Source organism: Leeuwenhoekiella sp. ZYFB001, from assembly GCF_011784865.1.
Lineage (GTDB): Bacteria > Bacteroidota > Bacteroidia > Flavobacteriales > Flavobacteriaceae > Leeuwenhoekiella > Leeuwenhoekiella palythoae.
The window spans coordinates 1976006-1994567 of the sequence record NZ_CP050460.1 but is presented as its reverse complement, the minus strand read 5'-3'; the positions used below and the strand labels follow the sequence as shown (position 1 = coordinate 1994567).

Here is an 18562-nt window from a genome sequence, read left to right as displayed (position 1 = left end):
AATGAAAAAACACACGATAAAAGTTTTTCTAATTGCGCTTACCACAAGCTTGTTCTACAGCTGTGGTGATGAATTAGAAATCATAAACCCAAACCGCTTGGCGGCTGATGCGTACTATACCAATGAAGATCAGGCAATAGCTGCGGTTGATGCGATTTACAATACGTTGATCATAGACGGTTTGTACCAGCGTATGACACCGGTTATTGGAGACGGTCGAAGCGATGAAACTAAATCTAGAAGTCCTTGGGCTTTCTTACAACAGACCAGTAATTTCACAGTTCCCGGTACAGACGATGCTGTAGGCTGGTGTTATGAGGGGTATTATATCACGGTAAACCGTGCCAATCAGGCTTTAGAGAATATTCCGTTGATTGAAGAGATGGATGAAGATCTGAGAGGTAGATTATTAGGTCAAGCTTATTTTTTAAGAGCCTTGGCATACTTTAATCTAACTAACATTTATGATAATGTTCCTTTAGTATTGAGTGTTCCCAAAAGTGAAGATGATTTCTTTCCTTCAAATCAAGAGGTGACTCAAGCTACTATTTATGCGCAAGTAGAGGCAGACCTTACTGAGGCTATCGCAAGTTTACCGGCAGATTATACTTCGGTTAGTGGCGCAGATAGCGGTCACGTGGGTAGAGCAACTTTAGGTGCTGCACAATCTTTAATGGGTAAATTAAAGCTATATCAAGGCGATTATGATGCTGCCTTACCTTATTTTAGAACAGTTGTTGAATCACAACGCTATGATCTAGCTGCGAATTACCAAGATCTTTTTTCTCAAGATCCTAGCGTAGAAGCGGCAAATCCGGGTCGCATCTTTTGGGCTGAATTCACACAGAGTTTAAATTCTGTTTTCAACTGGGGTGGTGATCCTAGTGTGAATTGGAGACAGTTTATCGCTTTGGCACCTACCTATTCAGGAGCTGATTTCTATGACTTTTTCCCTACGCAGTTTTTAGTTGATGAATTGTCATCAGAAAGAACCGTAGACGGAAATTTAGATCCACGCTATGCGGCAACTATCTTAAGCTACCACGAAGAAGAAGGTCTTACACAAGCTTACGGTCGTGATTATTTCTTAGACCGAAACTTGAATTATATAGCTAAATATACCTTGGCAAATTCTGGAGGTGATCCGTTTACCGCGGGTATCAATTACCACGTGATTCGCTTTGCAGATGTATTATTAATGTATGCTGAATGTCTTGCGAATACCGGTGATATTCCTACGGCAGCGGCACAAGTACAGCGTGTGCGTGATCGTGCAAATCTTCCGGATAGAGAAGCAGAATTTGCGGGGTATAACTTGACTCAGTTTATGAACCAATTAGCGCACGAGCGTGTAACCGAATTAGCCATTGAAGGGTTACGCTACTACGATATTAAGCGCTGGGGATGGTTAGAAGATTCTTCAAGGTTATCGCAGTTACAAGCTAATGATGATGAGTTTGACACCTTTGCCAACGGTAGAGAATACCAGCCGTTACCTCAAGGAGAGTTAGACCGTAATCCTAATTTAGTTCCTAACTCTGCTAACTAAGAGTAGTTTAAATTTTTAAAGAGTAAACCTTGAAAATCAAAAACCTATTTGTTTTAGTATTTGCCGTTGTGGTAAGTTCTTGTGCAGATAATAAAAAGTCTGAGACGCTCTTTGAGCGTCTCAGTGCTTCTTATACGGGTATTGATTTTGAAAATACAATAACCACAAATGATTCGATCAACATACTCAATTACGAGTACCTCTATAATGGAGGTGGAGTAGGAGTTGGGGATTTTAACAACGATCACTTACCTGATGTTTTTTTCAGTGGAAATCTTACTTCTAGTAAACTCTATCTCAATAAAGGAGCTATGCAGTTTGAAGATATCACTACAACTTCTGGTATTGATACTTCCGGAAAGTGGACAACCGGAGTGAGTGTGATTGATGTGAATCAAGATGGTTATGATGATATTTATTTAAGTGTGGGTGGAATGGGGAACAAAAGTGAGTTCCCCAATCTGCTTTACATCAATAACGGCGATTTAACCTTTACTGAAGCTGCAATCGAATACGGTTTGGCAGATCAGGGAGAGTCTATTCAAGCGGTGTTTTTTGATTACGATCTAGACGGAGATCTGGATATGTATCTATTAACCGGCGGCGGATTTGAGAATTCTGCAATCAGTGTTAGACCAATGCAAACTAACGGAAGCGCCAGAAATACAGATCGGTTATATCGCAACGATTACAATGAGCAACTGGCACATCCGGTTTTTACTAATGTTTCGGCAGAAGCCGGAATCACTTTTGAAGGTTTTGGATTAGGCGTTTCGGTATTAGATGCCAATAACGACAACTGGCCAGACCTTTATATTTCAAATGATTACTTATCAAGAGATTTACTATATGTAAATCAACAAAATGGAAGATTTAACGAAGAGGGCTTGAACTATTTTGGGCATATGAGTCACTTTTCAATGGGGAATGATGTAGCAGATATTGATAACGACGGTTTTACAGATGTGATTACCGTTGATATGTTGCCCGAAGATTTAAAACGAAGAAAATTAATGTCTGGAGCCAATTCATACGACATATTTCAGATTGCCTTACGCTATGGTTATGGGCATCAGTATATGCGCAATATGCTTCAGCACAACAACGGTGACGGAACCTATAGCGAAATAGGCCAGTTTACCGGTATAGATAAAACAGATTGGAGTTGGGCTCCGCTTCTTGCAGATTTTGACAACGATGGCTTTAATGATCTGTATATAACAAACGGTTTTGGCAAAGACATTACCGATATGGATTTTGTGAAGTTTAGAGAAAGTAGAAGTTCGTCTTTTGGTAGTGGCGGCCAATTGCAAAAAGCAGTTAAAGACTGTTTAGCTACGCGGCCGGCAATTAAGGTCGCTAACTATGCTTTTAAAAATGTAGATGGGCAGTCCTTCACTAAAAATACTGAAGCTTGGGGTTTTGACGAAGCGTCTATTTCAAGCGGCGCGGTGTATGCTGATTTTGATAAAGACGGAGACCTTGACCTTATCGCAAGTAATATTAATGCTCCGGCTTTTGTTTATAAGAATACCCTCAATGACAGTTTAGGACCAGATTCAAACTATTTAAAAGTAGATTTAAAAGGTTCAAAAAATAATTTAAAAGGAATTGGCGCATCTGTGCGTGTTTATTCAGACAGTACTGAAAAAATTAGAGCTAACAATCCGGTGCGTGGTTTTCAAAGTACGGTGAGTACCACATTACACTTCGGACTGAAGGATACTAAAACAATTGATAGCTTGATTGTGCACTGGCCAGATGGCAAGCAATCTATTGAACGAAATATACAAACCAATCAGCAGTTGACATTGAGTTATGAGGATGCACAAGAGCTTAAGAATGTACCAGTTAAAAAACCGGGTATTCTAACACGGGTTAAAACAATGGATTATGAGCATATTGATCGTTTTAACAATGATTATGCTACGCAACCTTTGCTGATGCACAAATACTCTGAGCAAGGGCCAAGTCTCGCGGTAGGAGATTTAAATGGAGATGGTTTTGAAGATGTATTCATCGGCGGAAGCTATGGTGAAAATTCTACCATCTTATATCAGCAAAATGATCAAAGCTTTAAAAAGCAAGAACTCCCGGAAACAGAACTTTTTGAAGATGGTCAGGCAGTAATTTTTGATGCCAATAACGATGGTAGGTTGGACCTGTATGTGACCAGCGGAGGTACGGAGCGTTATGCAGGTCATAAAGCCTATCAGGATCGCTTGTATTTCAATACTACTTCAGGTTTTGTAGCACAGCCATTGCCCGAAATGCTTACGAGTACTTTAGCCGTGACGGCAGCAGATTATGATAATGATGGTTTTGTAGATCTATTTGTGGGAGGACGCGTGGTACCGGGGAAATTTCCAATGGCGCCGCAGAGTTATATTCTGAAGAGTAACGGTGGAAATTTTGTAGATGTAACGGCTGAGGTTTGCCCGTTTCTGCAAAATGCGGGAATGGTAACTGCTGCTACTTTTAGCGATTATAACAACGACGGAAAAGTCGATCTCATTCTTGCAGGCGAATTTATGCCAATAACGGTACTGGAGAATACAGGCAGTACGTTTGAAAATAAAACCGATGCACTCGGCCTCAGCAACACAACAGGTTTATGGAATAGTATGGCCGCAGCTGACTTTGATAATGATGGCGATATAGATTTTGTTGCAGGAAATATAGGCTTGAATACGGTTTTAAATTCGGGACAAAATAAAGCACTAAAAGTAGATTATGCCGATTTTGACAACAACGGTTACGTAGATCCTATCTTTTCAAAATATGAGGAAGGAGCTTATTTTCCGATAGCTACACTAGATCAGTTAACGCAGCAATTACCACAACTTAAAAAGAAATTCCTCTATTATCACAGGTTTGCAAAAGCAAACACAAGTGAGTTGCTTCAGCTTTTAAAAACTCCGTATCAAACGCTTAAAGCCGAAGAGTTGAGAAGCATACTCATTGAAAATACAGAAACAGGATTTATTATAAAACCTTTACCTAATGCAGCGCAGCTGGCGCCGGTAAATGCAATGCTTTGTGAAGATATTGATCAGGATGGATATCTAGATCTGTTACTTGTGGGTAATGATTACAGCGCAGAAGTCAACGGCGGGCGTTACGATGCGTCTTTTGGTACTACTTTGCTGAATACTCAAGATGGCGGCTTTAAAGAATTTCCCCGTAAACGCTCTGGTTTCACGCTAAAAGGAGATTCAAAAAGCATTGTAAAAGTACCTGTCAGTAATGACGATTTAATTCTAGTTGGTCGCAACGGTGATACGATAGCGACCTTTAAATACTCAAATAAAATTACACACAATTCAAACACCAAATAATTACACTATGATGAACAAATTACAGCTTGTAGGTGCATTTGTAATTGCATTTTGCAGCGTTACGGTGCTTAATGCTCAAGATGCAACCATTACCGTAAAACCTTCGGAAGATGCGCCTACGATCAGCAAACATATTTATGGCCATTTTGCAGAACACTTAGGACGTTCTATTTATGATGGTTTTTATGTGGGAGAAGATAGCCCCATCCCTAATACAGATGGAGTGCGTAATGATTTGATTGAAGCTTTAAAAGCGATCAAGATTCCTAACCTGCGTTGGCCGGGAGGTTGTTTTGCAGACACCTATCATTGGAAAGATGGTATTGGTCCACAAGAGGATCGCCCAACTATTGTAAACACTTGGTGGGGTGGGGTGACTGAAGATAACAGCTTTGGTACACACAACTTTCTAAACTTATGTGAGGCTTTAGAAACAGAACCTTATCTCGCCGGAAATGTAGGTAGCGGTACAGTAAAGGAATTGGCAGATTGGGTACAATATGTGAACCACGATGGTACGAGCCCGATGGCCGATTTGCGTAAAGAAAACGGTCGCGAGAAATCTTGGGGAGTTACCTATTGGGGCGTTGGAAACGAAATGTGGGGCTGCGGTGGAAACATGGAGCCGGAGTTCTATGCCAACCTGTACCGCCAGTATGCAACGTTTATGGGCAGCTGGAACAACGAAGCCGGTTTATACCGAATTGCTTCGGGAGCTAATAGTGCAGACTATAACTGGACCGAAGTGTTGATGAAAAACATTCCTAAAAACCTAATCGATGGGGTTGCGCTGCACCATTATTCTGTGATCGATTGGGGAGCAAAAGGTCCAGATGTAACTTTTTCTGAAGAGCAATATTTTACCACAATGAAGTCATCTTTATTTATGGATGAGCTCATCACCAAGCACGTGGCGATTATGGATAAATATGACAAGAATAAAGAAGTTGATCTTGTTGTTGACGAGTGGGGTGGATGGTACGAAGTACAAGAAGGTACTAACCCGGGCTTCTTATATCAGCAAAACACGATGCGTGATGCGATGATCGCAGGGACTACCTTAAATATTTTTCACAACCATAGTGATCGGGTAAAAATGGCAAACTTGGCGCAAACTGTTAATGTGCTGCAGGCTGTTGCACTTACAAAAGGGGAGCAAATGATCTTGACGCCTACCTACCACATTTTGAAAATGTATATGGTGCATCAAGATGCGCAATTGATTCCTATGGATTTAGATACGCCAGATTACGAACTTAACGGTGATAAACTTCCGGCGATTTCTGCTTCGGCTTCAAAAGATGCTGAAGGCAAAACACATATTTCTTTAGTAAATATCGATGCACATAAAGAAAACACAGTGAGTATTGATCTAAGCGAATTAGACATTAAAGATTTTTCTGCTGAAATTTTAGCTTCAGAAAAACTTCAGGATCACAATTCTTTTGAAGATCCTAAACATATCATGCCTGAAGGATTTAAAGATTTTAAATTCAAGAAAGGGGTGCTAGAAGTGACATTGCCGGCATTTTCGGTAGTAGTTCTAGAAGGAAAATAAATCTATTGCTATGAAAAGGAATGACGAAAATACAAGTTTGCTACATAAAGGTCTTTTAGTCTTTTGGTGTGTATTGGCAATTTCGTGTTCATCAGATTCACCGGTGGAAGAAACAGGTGGTGAGCCTGAAACACCAACAACTCCAGAAGAAGAGCCGGAAGAACCTGTAGCAGCAAAAGTATATACGGTCGACAACATTACCGATACCTATTACGATGTTGCCGGTGTTGAGAATGTTGCCAATTGGGGACCGTATAACGTGCACGACCCTTCTGTGATCAAAGTGGGTAATACCTATTATTGTTATAATACAGATGTATCTTTTGGCTCAGATGTACGACCTGGTATTCAGATTCGTAAATCAGAGGATTTGATCAATTGGGAATGGATTGGTTGGGCGTTTAACGGGTTGCCTGCCAAAGGCGCCGCGTATATCAGAAGCAAAGGCGGTACGCCTTTTCAAGCGCTTTGGGCACCGTATGTAAAGAAAGTTGGTGACGAGTATCGCTTGTACTATTCTTTATCTTCTTCAACCGGAAGGTTAAGCACTATGGGGCTCGCCACTTCTGACAGTCCTGAAGGACCTTGGGTCGAAAAGGATTTGGTGGTTTCATCAGAACCGGGAGGTCCCGTGCAAACCAATGCGATCGACCCCTCGGTGGTGGTTACTCCGGCAGGCGAACATTGGTTTTACTATGGTTCTGCGTATGACGGAATTTATAAACTCAAACTAAATCCACAAACCGGTCTTGCTGCAAGCCCCGGCGATACAGGAAGTAGAGTTGCACAACGTGGTTTCACAAATGGAATCGTCAACGGAAATATTGAGGGACCCGAAGTGATCTATAATGAAGATCAAAACAAGTATTACATGTTCATCGCGTACGATTGGCTGCAAACCAAATATAACGTGCGCGTAGGCCGAAGCGATACTCCAGATGGACCGTTTTATGACTATAATGGTTTAGATATCAATACGGAAGAAGATAATGGGCCAATGATTCTGGCGCCTTATCGTTTTGATGAGCATTCGGGTTGGCAAGGAGTTTCGCATCCGGGAGTATTTAAAGACGATAGCGGTCAGTATTATATGGCACATCAAGGAAGACCAGGTGAAAACAGCTTCTTTATGGTATTGCACGTCCGTAAAATTCACTGGACGGAAGACGGTTGGCCTATTGTTTCTCCTGAGCGATTTGCAGATGTGGCGCAGACTACAATCACTAATGCAGACTTAGTTGGAAATTACGAACAAATCATTTTTGGATACACCGTCACACCGGGATATGCCGATGAACAACGCTATCCTGATTTTCAAAATTCAATTGATCTGACTTTAAATGCTGACGGGAGTATTAACACTAACGCCAATGATGTATGGAGTTATGACGCGCCGTGGCTTACGTTGAATTTTGGTGATGGAACATTTGTAGATAAACTCTACGTAGAGCGCGGTAGAGACTGGGAGAATAAAATTGAATCAACGATCCTTTTGTCAGGGTTGAATAATGAAGGAACTGCCATTTGGGGCAAAAAAATAAATTAAAATGAAAAAGCAGATTTATACAGTATTAGCAGTAACAGCGCTTTTAGTCAGCTGCAAAACTACAGCACAGACAGAAGAGGTGAGTGTAGAACGTGGTCAAGCCCTTTTTGAAGAGCTTGAAGCGTCTTATAATAATCCGATTATAAAAGACAAATACACTGCAGATCCTGCGGCTTTGGTACACGACGGTCGCGTTTATATTTACGCCGGTCACGATATGGCACCTGACAATGAAGAGCGCTACATTATGGATGAGTGGTTGCTGTATTCTTCAGATGATATGGTCAATTGGAAAGAACATCCCGTACCGCTAAAACCTACCGATTTTGATTGGGCAATTCATTCGGCTTGGGCTGCTGAGGTAGTGGAGAAGGATGGGAAATTCTATTGGTTTGTGACCGTTCAACACGACGAGTCAAAGCACGGTAAAGCAATTGGTGTAGCCGTGGCAGACAGCCCTGAAGGTCCTTGGAAAGATGCTATAGGCAAAGCTTTGATCACTAACGATATGACCACGCAAACCGGCATTAGCTGGGATGATATTGATCCAACGGTTTTTATTGATGATGACGGAACGCCGTATTTATACTGGGGAAATCAGGTTTGTAAATACGTAAAGTTGAAAGACAATATGATCGAGATGGACGGTCCTATCCACACCGTTGATCTTCCTAAATTTACTGAGGCACCATACATTCATAAACGTGGTGACTGGTATTACCTTTCTTATGCTTATGATTTTCCGGAAAAAACCGCTTATGCGATGTCAAAATCAATTACCGGTCCGTGGGAATATAAAGGGATTTTAAATGAAGTTGCGGGTAACAGTAATACCAATCATCAATCGATTATTGAGTTTAAGGATAAATGGTATTTCGTCTATCATAACGGAAGCATTCCAACAAACGGGAGCAGTTTTCACCGTTCGGTTTGTGTAGATCGTTTATACTACAACGAAGACGGGACGATCAAACGCATCGTGATGACTTCAGAAGGAATTCAACCAGAAAACTAAACTATGAAAACGCTTTTTACCTTTTTTAGTCTTTTAGTTTTCCATAGCCTTTTCGCTCAAAACATCCGCGTTCACGATCCGGTTGCGATCAAGCAGGGCGATATGTATTATCTCTTTTGTACTGGAAGAGGAATTTCAGTATTCAGTTCGCCCGATTTAAAAAACTGGGAAAAAGAACCTCAAGTGTTTACGGAAGAACCGGTTTGGGCAGATGATGTTGCGGTAGATTTCAATAATCATATTTGGGCTCCGGATATCACGTTCCATAATGGTAAATACTATTTGTATTATTCGGTTTCTGCTTTTGCAAAAAATACTTCAGCGATCGGTTTGACGATCAATACAACTCTTGATGCAGACGATCCCAATTACAAATGGGAAGATCAGGGGATCGTGATCCAGTCGGTTCCTAATCGCGATTTATGGAATGCCATTGATCCTAATTTGATTTTTGACGAGAATGATACGCCGTATCTGGCATTTGGTTCCTTTTGGGAAGGATTAAAAATGGTAAAGCTTTCTGAAGATTTGAAAGCTATCGCGCAGCCGCAAGAGTGGCATACGATCGCGCGCCGGGAACGTTCTTTTGATCTGGCAGATGCCAATCCCGGAGATGCAGCGCTAGAAGCGCCATTCATCTTTAAAAAAGGAGATTGGTATTATGAATTTTTGTCTTGGGATTTATGCTGTCGCGGTGAAAACAGCACCTACAAAGTAGTGGTAGGGCGATCTAAAAGCGCGACTGGTCCTTATGTAGATAAAAATGGTATTGCCTTAAATAACGGTGGCGGAACCTTGATCATCGAAGGAAATGAAAATTGGTATGGCGCGGGTCATAACAGTACCTACACGTTCGACGGAAAGGATTACATCATTTTTCACGCGTATGATGCTAATGACAATGGCGCACCAAAACTAAAAATTGCTGAACTTCAGTGGGATACTGAAGGTTGGCCAACTTTAAAAGATAATGTTCTTGATTAAAATGAAATACTTTGTTGTTAGTCTGTTTCTACTAAGTGCTTTTGCCAAAGCGCAGGAGAAGGTTTCGCTTTTTCCATTAAATGCGGTTTCGGTAGAATCCGGAGTTTTTAAAGAGGCAGCACTAACCGATTTTAAATACATACAAGCGCTTGATGCAGACCGCTTACTGGCTCCTTTTTTGCGAGAAGCCGGTCTTGAGCCTCAAGCGGATTCCTACACCAATTGGGAAAATACCGGACTCGACGGTCATACCGCAGGACATTATATTTCGGCATTGTCGATGTATTATGCTTCTACCGGTGATCAAAAAGCAAAGGAGATGCTTGAATATGCCTTAGCCGAATTAGATCGCGTCCAAAAAGCAAATGGGAACGGTTACATTGGTGGCGTACCCGGAAGCGATGCGCTTTGGGCAGAAATCAAAGCAGGAAAGATCAATGCGGGAAGTTTCAGTCTAAACGATAAGTGGGTGCCGCTGTATAACATCCATAAAACCTTTAATGGTTTAAAAGATGCTTGGATTCACGCAGAACTTCCGCAGGCAAAGCGTATGCTCATTGAGCTAACCGATTGGTTTCTGGACATTACAGCCGATCTAAGTGAGGCGCAAATTCAAGATATGCTGCGTTCAGAACATGGCGGACTCAACGAAGTTTTTGCTGAGGTTTATGCGATTACAGGCGATAAAAAATTCCTGAAACTCGCTGAAGATTTTTCGCAGCACGCTTTATTAAAACCGCTAGCTGCAAATGAAGATATCTTAACCGGAATGCACGCGAATACGCAAATCCCTAAGTTTATTGGTTTTGAGCGCATCAGTCTGTTGGAAGAGGCTAAAGATTATCACGATGCCGCATCAAATTTCTTCGATAATGTCACAACACAGCGTTCCATAAGCATTGGCGGTAACAGTGTGCGCGAGCATTTTAATCCTGTTGATGATTTTTCGTCGGTGGTGAGCAGCGAACAAGGACCAGAAAGTTGTAACACCTACAATATGCTCAAGTTGAGTAAGCTCTTGTTTGAAGATACTTCAAAGGAGCATTACATCGATTTTTACGAGCGCGGTTTGTACAATCACATTTTGTCTTCTCAGAATCCTGATGGTGGTTTTGTGTATTTTACGCCCATTCGACCTGGTCATTATCGCGTGTATTCGCAGCCGGAAACCAGTTTTTGGTGTTGTGTAGGTTCGGGAATGGAAAATCACACCAAGTATAACGAACTCATTTATGCCAAAAAAGAGGATAAACTTTATGTGAATTTGTTTATTCCTTCGGAAGTGAACTGGGAAGAGAAAAACGCTACACTTACTCAAAAAACAAACTTTCCTGAAGAAGCATTAACTGAACTTATTTGGAATAGCAAAAAGAAAACTAAGGCAACTTTAATGTTGCGCTATCCACAATGGGTAAATGCCGGTGAACTGAAGGTTTATGTGAATGATAAACTAGAGAAAATAGATGCGACTCCGGGTTCTTATGTTTCCTTAGAACGCAAATGGAAAAATGGCGATCGCATTAAGATGGAATTGCCAATGCATTTAAGTTTAGAAGAATTGCCTGATGATTCAGGCTATGTTTCTGTGAAATACGGTCCAATTGTTTTGGCCGCAGTGACAGGTGATGCAAATCAAGATGGACTTTTTGCAGACGATAGTCGAGGAGGTCATATTGCAGACGGTCCATTTTTACCTTTAACCGAAGCGCCGATGTTTCTTACTAAAGACGGAGAAGATCTTTTAAATGAGATCAAGCCGGTTGAAGGAGAGCCATTACACTTTACAGCACCAGGTTTATTTTATCCTGAAAAGTATTCAGATTTGGTACTTCAGCCGTTTTATAAAATTCACGAGAAGCGCTATTCGATTCACTTTAAAAAACAAACTCCTGAAGGTTTAGCTGAAGAGCAACGCAAGCTTGAAGAAAAGCAGAAAGCCGAAGCTTATTTGCGAGAGATCACATTAGATTTTGTGGCTCCGGGAGAACAACAACCAGAATCTGATCACGGAATTTTGTCAGAAAATTCAAATAGTGGCTTAAATCAAAACAAGCACTGGCGTGACGCCACAGGTTGGTTTAGCTACGATCTTAGAAATAAAGAAGCTAAAGCTAAAACTTTGCGCGTGACCTATTTTGGTAAAGATGCTGGTCGCAAGTTTAAAATTATGGTAAACGGGACAACAATTGCCGAACCGCATTTCAAAGGAACTCGTGGGAATGACTTTTTTGAAGTCGATTATACGATTCCGCAGGAACTTGCAGCAACTAATGAAATTCTAACGGTGCGCTTTGAAGCCGAAGAAGGTTCAACCACAGCCGGAATTTACGGCGTACGCTTATTGAGCGTACCCGCAACTCAAGAATAAAAACGCATAAACACACTTATATAATGATCACACAAACAATTAAAAAAGCAGGACTAGCCGCTGTAATAGCCGGAACTTTTCTGGCAGGTAATGCGCTTTTTGCTCAAAAAGAATTAACGGTTGATATGAGCGAGACCATCGCACCCATTCAACCTACGATGTACGGGATTTTCTTTGAAGATATCAACTTTGCTGCCGATGGTGGTTTGTATGCAGAGATGATCAAAAACCGTTCGTTTGAATTTACGATCCCAATGATGGGTTGGTCGCAGCCTAATAGTGACAGGCATTCGTATAACAATGAATCTGGCTATGCATTGCCCGTAAAATATTTTGAGGGAGAAGGTAATTTGAACTTCTTGCGCGTTCAGGTTAAGAATGCTGAAGGTTACGAATTGCACAATGAAGGCTTCCGCGGGATGGGAATCAAAGAAGGAGATACCTATCGCTTTACTTTTGATGCCAAACAAATGGAAGGTGCAGTTTCAGCAGTGAAGGCAGAACTTTTGGATGAGGAAGGAAATACCATCGCTGAAGCTTCAATCCCGGTTTCTGGTTCAGAATGGACAAATTATAAAGCTGAAATCGTTCCGAGTAAGACCGTGATGAAAGGTTCTTTAAAGTTAACCTTTGAAGGTACGGGTGAATTAGGTCTTGATATGATTTCGCTTTTCCCAACAGATACATGGAATGGTCGTGAGAATGGTTTACGTAAAGATTTAGTTCAATTATTATACGATCTAGATCCTGGATTTTTAAGATTCCCGGGAGGTTGTATTGTAGAAGGTCGCACGCTGGCGCGCCGTTACCAATGGAAAAAAACCGTAGGTCCTGTTGAAGAACGCCCTAGTTTAGTTAACCGTTGGAATACCGAGTTTGACCACCGTTTAACTCCAGATTATTATCAGTCGTTTGGGTTGGGCTTCTTTGAGTATTTTCAGTTGTCTGAAGATCTAGGTGCAGAGCCGCTTCCTATCTTAAGTTGTGGGATCGCGTGTCAGTTCAATACTGGAGAATTAGTGCCAATGGACGAACTAGGACCTTACGTGCAAGACGCGCTGGATTTGATTGAGTTTGCTAACGGTTCAACAGATACTCCTTGGGGAAAAGTTCGTGCAGATATGGGGCATCCTGAGCCTTTCAATATGAAATATATTGGAGTAGGTAACGAGCAATGGGGACCAGAATACATCGAGCGATACAAAGTATTTAATGAAGCTATTTCAGAAAAATATCCTGAGATCATTATAGTTTCAGGAAGCGGACCATTTCCTGATGGAGACTACTTTGAATACGGTATGAAAGAACTCAAGAAAATAGGAGCAGAGATCATTGATGAGCATTATTACAGAAGCCCGGAGTGGTTTAGAGAAAATTCAACCCGTTATGATAGCTATGATCGCAATGGTCCAAAAATTTTCGCGGGAGAATACGCCGCGCAAAGCGTCGCTATTGCGAGTCCGGATAACAAAAACAACTGGGAAACTGCATTATCTGAAGCTGCATTTATGACCGGTTTGGAGCGTAATGCAGAGGTGGTTCAGCTTACTTCGTACGCTCCGTTGATGGCACATGCCGAAGGTTGGCAGTGGACACCAGATATGATCTGGTTTAACAACTTAGAATCTTATGGAACCCCGAATTATTATGTTCAAAAATTATATTCAACCAACAAAGGAACCGATCTGATTTCGGTAACCCAGGATGGTAAAACTCTGGTTGGGCAAGACGAACTCTATGCTTCAGCGACCTTGGATTCAGAAGCTAAGGAAGTTGTAGTAAAAGTTGTGAATACTTCAAACCGTGCCCAAAAGATTCAATTGAATTTTAAAGGGAAATCAATCAAGAATAAGGGTGAAGTGATCGTCTTAAAAGAAGAAAACCTTACGCAGGAAAATTCATTTGATGCGCAAGAGGCAATCAGTCCGTCAACCGAAGAGATCAAAGTAAAAGGTGATTCAGCAAGTTATGAAGTAGCTGCTTACTCATTAAATATCATTAGAATACCTGTAAAATAAATTGTCTTAAAAAAAAACTAAAAATATTAAGTGTTAAATATACATTTTTAAATAGATTATAGTAGATTTGTTTGGCAGTAAGATTTTAGTTTATGAAAGAATATGTTATTGGTCTTGACTATGGATCAGATTCTGTACGTGCAGTTCTCATTGATGCCGTTACAGGAACAGAGATAGAAGCAGAAGTAAGCTATTATAAACGCTGGAAACAGCGTTTATTTTGTGACGCTTCAGAAAATCGTTTTCGCCAGCATCCTTTAGATCTTTTAGAAGGTTTAGAAGCAACCATAAAAGCGGTAGTTTCAAGAAGTGGTGTTTCGGCTGAAGCTGTAAAAGGAATTTGTATCGATACGACCGGATCATCACCTATTCCGGTTACCAAAGAAGGAATTCCTTTATCGCTCACCGAAGGTTTTGAAGAAAACCCGAATGCGATGATGGTACTCTGGAAAGATCATACCGCAATCGCTGAAGCGAACGAGATCAATCATCTCGCACGCACTTGGGGCGGTGAAGATTTTACAAAATATGAAGGAGGAATCTATTCTTCTGAGTGGTTTTGGGCTAAGATTTTACACGTAGTGCGTGAAGACGAACCTGTGAAACAAGCGGCATACTCCTGGATGGAGCATTGCGATTGGATCACTTTTGCGCTGCTTGAAAACGTAGCCTTAGAAGATTTTAAACGCAGTCGCTGTGCAGCCGGACATAAAGCGATGTGGCACGAGAGCTGGGGCGGCTTACCACCTGAAGAGTTTTTAGAAAAACTAGACCCTTATCTGGCAGAATTAAGAAGCAGACTTTATACTGAAACTTTTACTTCTGATGAGGTTGCCGGTCATTTAAGCGCCGCTTGGGCTGAGAAATTAGGCCTTTCTACCGCAACTAAAATCGCAGTAGGAACTTTTGATGCCCACGCAGGAGCTGTGGGAGCCAAAGTAGAAGAGCATACACTGGTGCGCGTAATGGGAACATCTACCTGTGATATAAGCATTTCATCGCCAGATGTAGTTCACGATAAAACCGTTCGTGGTATTTGTGGTCAAGTTGACGGCTCGGTGATACCGGGCGCTGTAGGTTTAGAAGCAGGACAATCTGCTTTTGGAGATTTATTGGCTTGGTTTAAAGATGTATTGAGTTGGCCAATTGACAACCTCGTGCTTACTTCAGCTATTCTTTCCGAAGAACAAAAAGCGCAGCTTAAAGAAGAGATTGAAGCTGATTTTATCAGAAAATTATCTGATGCTGCAGAAGCGATTCCGCATAGCGAAGCAATTCCTGTTGCTTTAGATTGGATCAACGGTAGACGAACTCCTGACGCAAATCAAGAGCTTGAAGCTGCGATCACAAACCTGAATATGGGAACACGAGCTCCGCATATCTTTAAAGCTTTGGTCAACGCGATTTGCTTCGGATCTAAAAAGATCCTAGATCGTTTTGATGAGGAAGGTATCGAGATCAAATCTGTTGTAGGTATTGGCGGTGTTGCCCGTAAATCTAAATTTATTATGCAGTCACTAGCCAATACGCTCAATGTACCTATCAAGGTTGCAGCTTCAGATCAAGCTCCGGCTTTAGGAGCGGCTGTTTACGCTGCTGTTGCTGCAGGCATTTATCCTAATGTCATTGAAGCCAGTAAAACTTTAGGAAGTGATTATGAAGCAGAATACCTTCCGCAGGAAGATCATTTAGCTGAATATGCTGCATTGATGCAACGCTATGAAGTTTTAAGTGACTTTGTCGAGAAACATATTACCAAACCGAAAAAGAACATCAAAGAACATGTATAAATCTTTAAAGGAAGAATGCTACGAAGCTAATATGGAGCTAGACGCTTTAGGTCTGGTTATTTACACTTTTGGTAACGTAAGCGCGGTAGATCGTAAAAATGGTGTCTTTGCCATTAAACCTAGTGGAGTACCCTACGAAACCTTAAAACCGGAAGATATTGTTATCGTTGATTATGATAACAACATTGTAGAAGGCGATAAACGACCTTCTTCAGATACCAAAACACACGCCTATTTATACAAGCATTGGGAAGATGTGGGCGGTATTGCACACACGCATGCTACGTATTCGGTAGCTTGGGCTCAGGCACAAATGGACATTCCTATTTTTGGAACCACACACGCAGATCATCTGACGGCAGATATTCCGTGTGCGCCGCCGATGCACGACGACCTTATTTCCGGGAATTATGAACACAATACCGGGATTCAGATTCTAGACTGTTTTAAAGACAAAGGTTTGGATTATAAAGAGGTTAATATGGTACTTTTGGGTAACCACGGTCCTTTTGCTTGGGGTGAAACTGCTGCAAAAGCAGTTTATAATAGTAAGGTTTTAGAAGAAGTTGCCCGTATGGCGCAATTGACACTTCAGATCAATCCTAATGCACCAAGACTTAAAGATTCGCTTATAAAAAAGCATTATGAGCGCAAGCACGGTAAAGATGCTTATTATGGGCAGGGCTGCTAATCGTTAAACTAATCAATTACAATTTCAAATTATGGGATTAATCACATTTGCCGCGTTTACCCTTCTGGTTGCGGTTATTTCTTATTTCGCTTCGCGTAAGACTGATGAAACAACTTCTGACGGATACTTTCTGGGAGGGCGTAGTCTTACCGGACCTGTGATCGCAGGTTCTCTTTTATTAACCAATCTTTCTACCGAACAAATCATAGGTACAAACGGGGTAGGTTTTAGCGAAGGAATACTCATTGCAGCTTATGAAATCGTTGCCGCTGTGGCTATGGTATTTACGGCTTTTGTTTTGCTCCCAAAGTATTTAAAAGGCGGAATTTCTACCATTCCTCAATTTTTAGAGAAGCGCTACGGAAAACTTACGAAAACGATTGTGTCCATCCTGTTTTTGATGGCTTATGCGATCTCGATGCTTCCAACGGTATTGTATTCGGGAGCGTTGGCCATCAACACGATGTTTGATATTCCGGAGCGTATGGGACTTGATCCCGAAGCTGCGCTTTGGGTAACCGTATGGGGAATTGGACTTATAGGATCTATTTATGCCATTTTTGGTGGATTAAAAGCAGTTGCGGTTTCTGACTCGATTAATGCTGTTGGTCTGATCGTAGGAGGTTTATTAATTCCTGTTTTTGGTCTGATGGCTGTAGGTAATGGAAGCGTTTTTGAAGGATTGAATGTAGTAACTACTAATCTTCCTGAAAAGTTTGAAATCCTAGGTGGACCTAATTCGTCTGTGCCGTGGACTACTTTATTCACAGGTATGCTTATCGTGAACTTCTACTATTGGGGAACCAATCAAGCGATCATTCAGCGTGCGCTGGGAGCAAAAAACTTAGCAGAAGGACAAAAAGGTTTATGTCTTGCAGCTATTGTAAAGATATTAGGTCCTATCATTGTTGTTCTGCCTGGAGTTATTGCTTTTGAATATTTCAACGGAAACCTTGACAATGCAGACGAAGCGTACCCGATGCTTGTAAAAGCAGTACTACCAACCGCGTTTGTAGGGTTCTTTGCAGCCGTATTGTTTGGTGCCATCTTGAGTTCGTTCAACTCCGCCCTAAACAGTTCTGTAACCTTATTCGGTCTGGACTTGTATAAACAGTATTTCAACAATAATGCTTCAGAAAAACAAGTGGTACGCGCAGGAAAAACCTTTGGTATCTTTTTAGCCATTTTTTCTATGGCGTTGGCACCCTTACTTTACGGAGTAGAAGGTGGTATTTTCAACTACCTTCAAGAATTAAATGGTTCGTTTAGTGTACCTATTCTTGCGATCATTTTGGTTGGATACTTCTCTAAACGTGTTTCAGGAAAAGCTGCCAATATTGCAATTGTTTTTGCAGTAGTAACGTATCTGGTCACGCTTTACGTTGTAAAACCTATTATCGCCGGCAATGCAGTAGCGGCTGCAGAACTTGCAGGGGTAACTGATGCTTCAGAGCTTGCAATGGTCGCTAAAGACGCGTTCCCTAGTTTCTTACATATTATGGGAATCATTTTTGTCTTGGTCCTTATCATCTTGTTTACCGTGAGTAAATTCTTTCCACGTCAAACAGATTATCTTGAAGAATACACCCGTCAGGTTGATATTACCCCTTGGAAATACTTAAAACCGGCAGGCGTTGTGATTTGCATCGCAGTGGTAAGTATTTACGTTTATTTCTCCTAATCAACATTTAAATAAAGCACATTA

11 protein-coding genes are annotated in these 18562 nt (G+C 41.3%); all 11 read left to right on the top strand.

The genetic code is table 11. From position 1 onward, the window contains the following. Position 1 precedes the first annotated feature (1 nt). Positions 2-1549, top strand: a complete 1548-nt coding sequence (locus HCN54_RS08730; RefSeq protein ID WP_167597413.1) for a RagB/SusD family nutrient uptake outer membrane protein — start codon at positions 2-4, stop codon at positions 1547-1549. A 29-nt stretch (positions 1550-1578) separates the two neighbouring features. Further along, positions 1579-4887, top strand: a complete 3309-nt coding sequence (locus HCN54_RS08725) for a VCBS repeat-containing protein (RefSeq protein ID WP_167597411.1) — start codon at positions 1579-1581, stop codon at positions 4885-4887. A 7-nt stretch (positions 4888-4894) separates the two neighbouring features. Beyond that, on the top strand, positions 4895-6445 hold the full coding sequence (locus tag HCN54_RS08720) for an alpha-N-arabinofuranosidase (protein ID WP_167597409.1): 1551 nt from the start codon (positions 4895-4897) through the stop codon (positions 6443-6445). Between the two features lie 10 nt (positions 6446-6455). Then, positions 6456-7991 (top strand): arabinan endo-1,5-alpha-L-arabinosidase, encoded by a 1536-nt coding sequence (locus HCN54_RS08715; RefSeq protein WP_167597407.1) that lies wholly within the window; start codon positions 6456-6458, stop codon positions 7989-7991. A 1-nt stretch (position 7992) separates the two neighbouring features. Further along, positions 7993-9006, top strand: coding sequence for a glycoside hydrolase family 43 protein (locus HCN54_RS08710; protein WP_167597405.1), 1014 nt, complete (start codon positions 7993-7995; stop codon positions 9004-9006). A gap of 3 nt (positions 9007-9009) precedes the next feature. Further along, complete coding sequence (locus HCN54_RS08705; protein WP_167597404.1) at positions 9010-9990, top strand: arabinan endo-1,5-alpha-L-arabinosidase; 981 nt, start codon at positions 9010-9012, stop codon at positions 9988-9990. Beyond that, positions 9977-12358, top strand: coding sequence for a glycoside hydrolase family 127 protein (locus tag HCN54_RS08700; RefSeq protein ID WP_167597402.1), 2382 nt, complete (start codon positions 9977-9979; stop codon positions 12356-12358). Before HCN54_RS08705 ends, HCN54_RS08700 begins: the two co-directional genes overlap by 14 nt. 23 nt (positions 12359-12381) lie before the next feature. Further along, positions 12382-14376 (top strand): alpha-L-arabinofuranosidase C-terminal domain-containing protein, encoded by a 1995-nt coding sequence (locus HCN54_RS08695; protein ID WP_167597400.1) that lies wholly within the window; start codon positions 12382-12384, stop codon positions 14374-14376. A gap of 92 nt (positions 14377-14468) precedes the next feature. Beyond that, positions 14469-16166, top strand: a complete 1698-nt coding sequence (locus HCN54_RS08690) for a ribulokinase (protein ID WP_167597398.1) — start codon at positions 14469-14471, stop codon at positions 16164-16166. Further along, on the top strand, positions 16159-16857 hold the full coding sequence (locus tag HCN54_RS08685; protein ID WP_167597396.1) for an L-ribulose-5-phosphate 4-epimerase: 699 nt from the start codon (positions 16159-16161) through the stop codon (positions 16855-16857). Before HCN54_RS08690 ends, HCN54_RS08685 begins: the two co-directional genes overlap by 8 nt. Before the next feature lie 31 nt (positions 16858-16888). Beyond that, positions 16889-18538: a solute:sodium symporter family transporter gene (locus HCN54_RS08680; protein WP_167597395.1), complete on the top strand. Its 1650-nt coding sequence runs from the start codon at positions 16889-16891 to the stop codon at positions 18536-18538. Positions 18539-18562 lie beyond the last annotated feature (24 nt).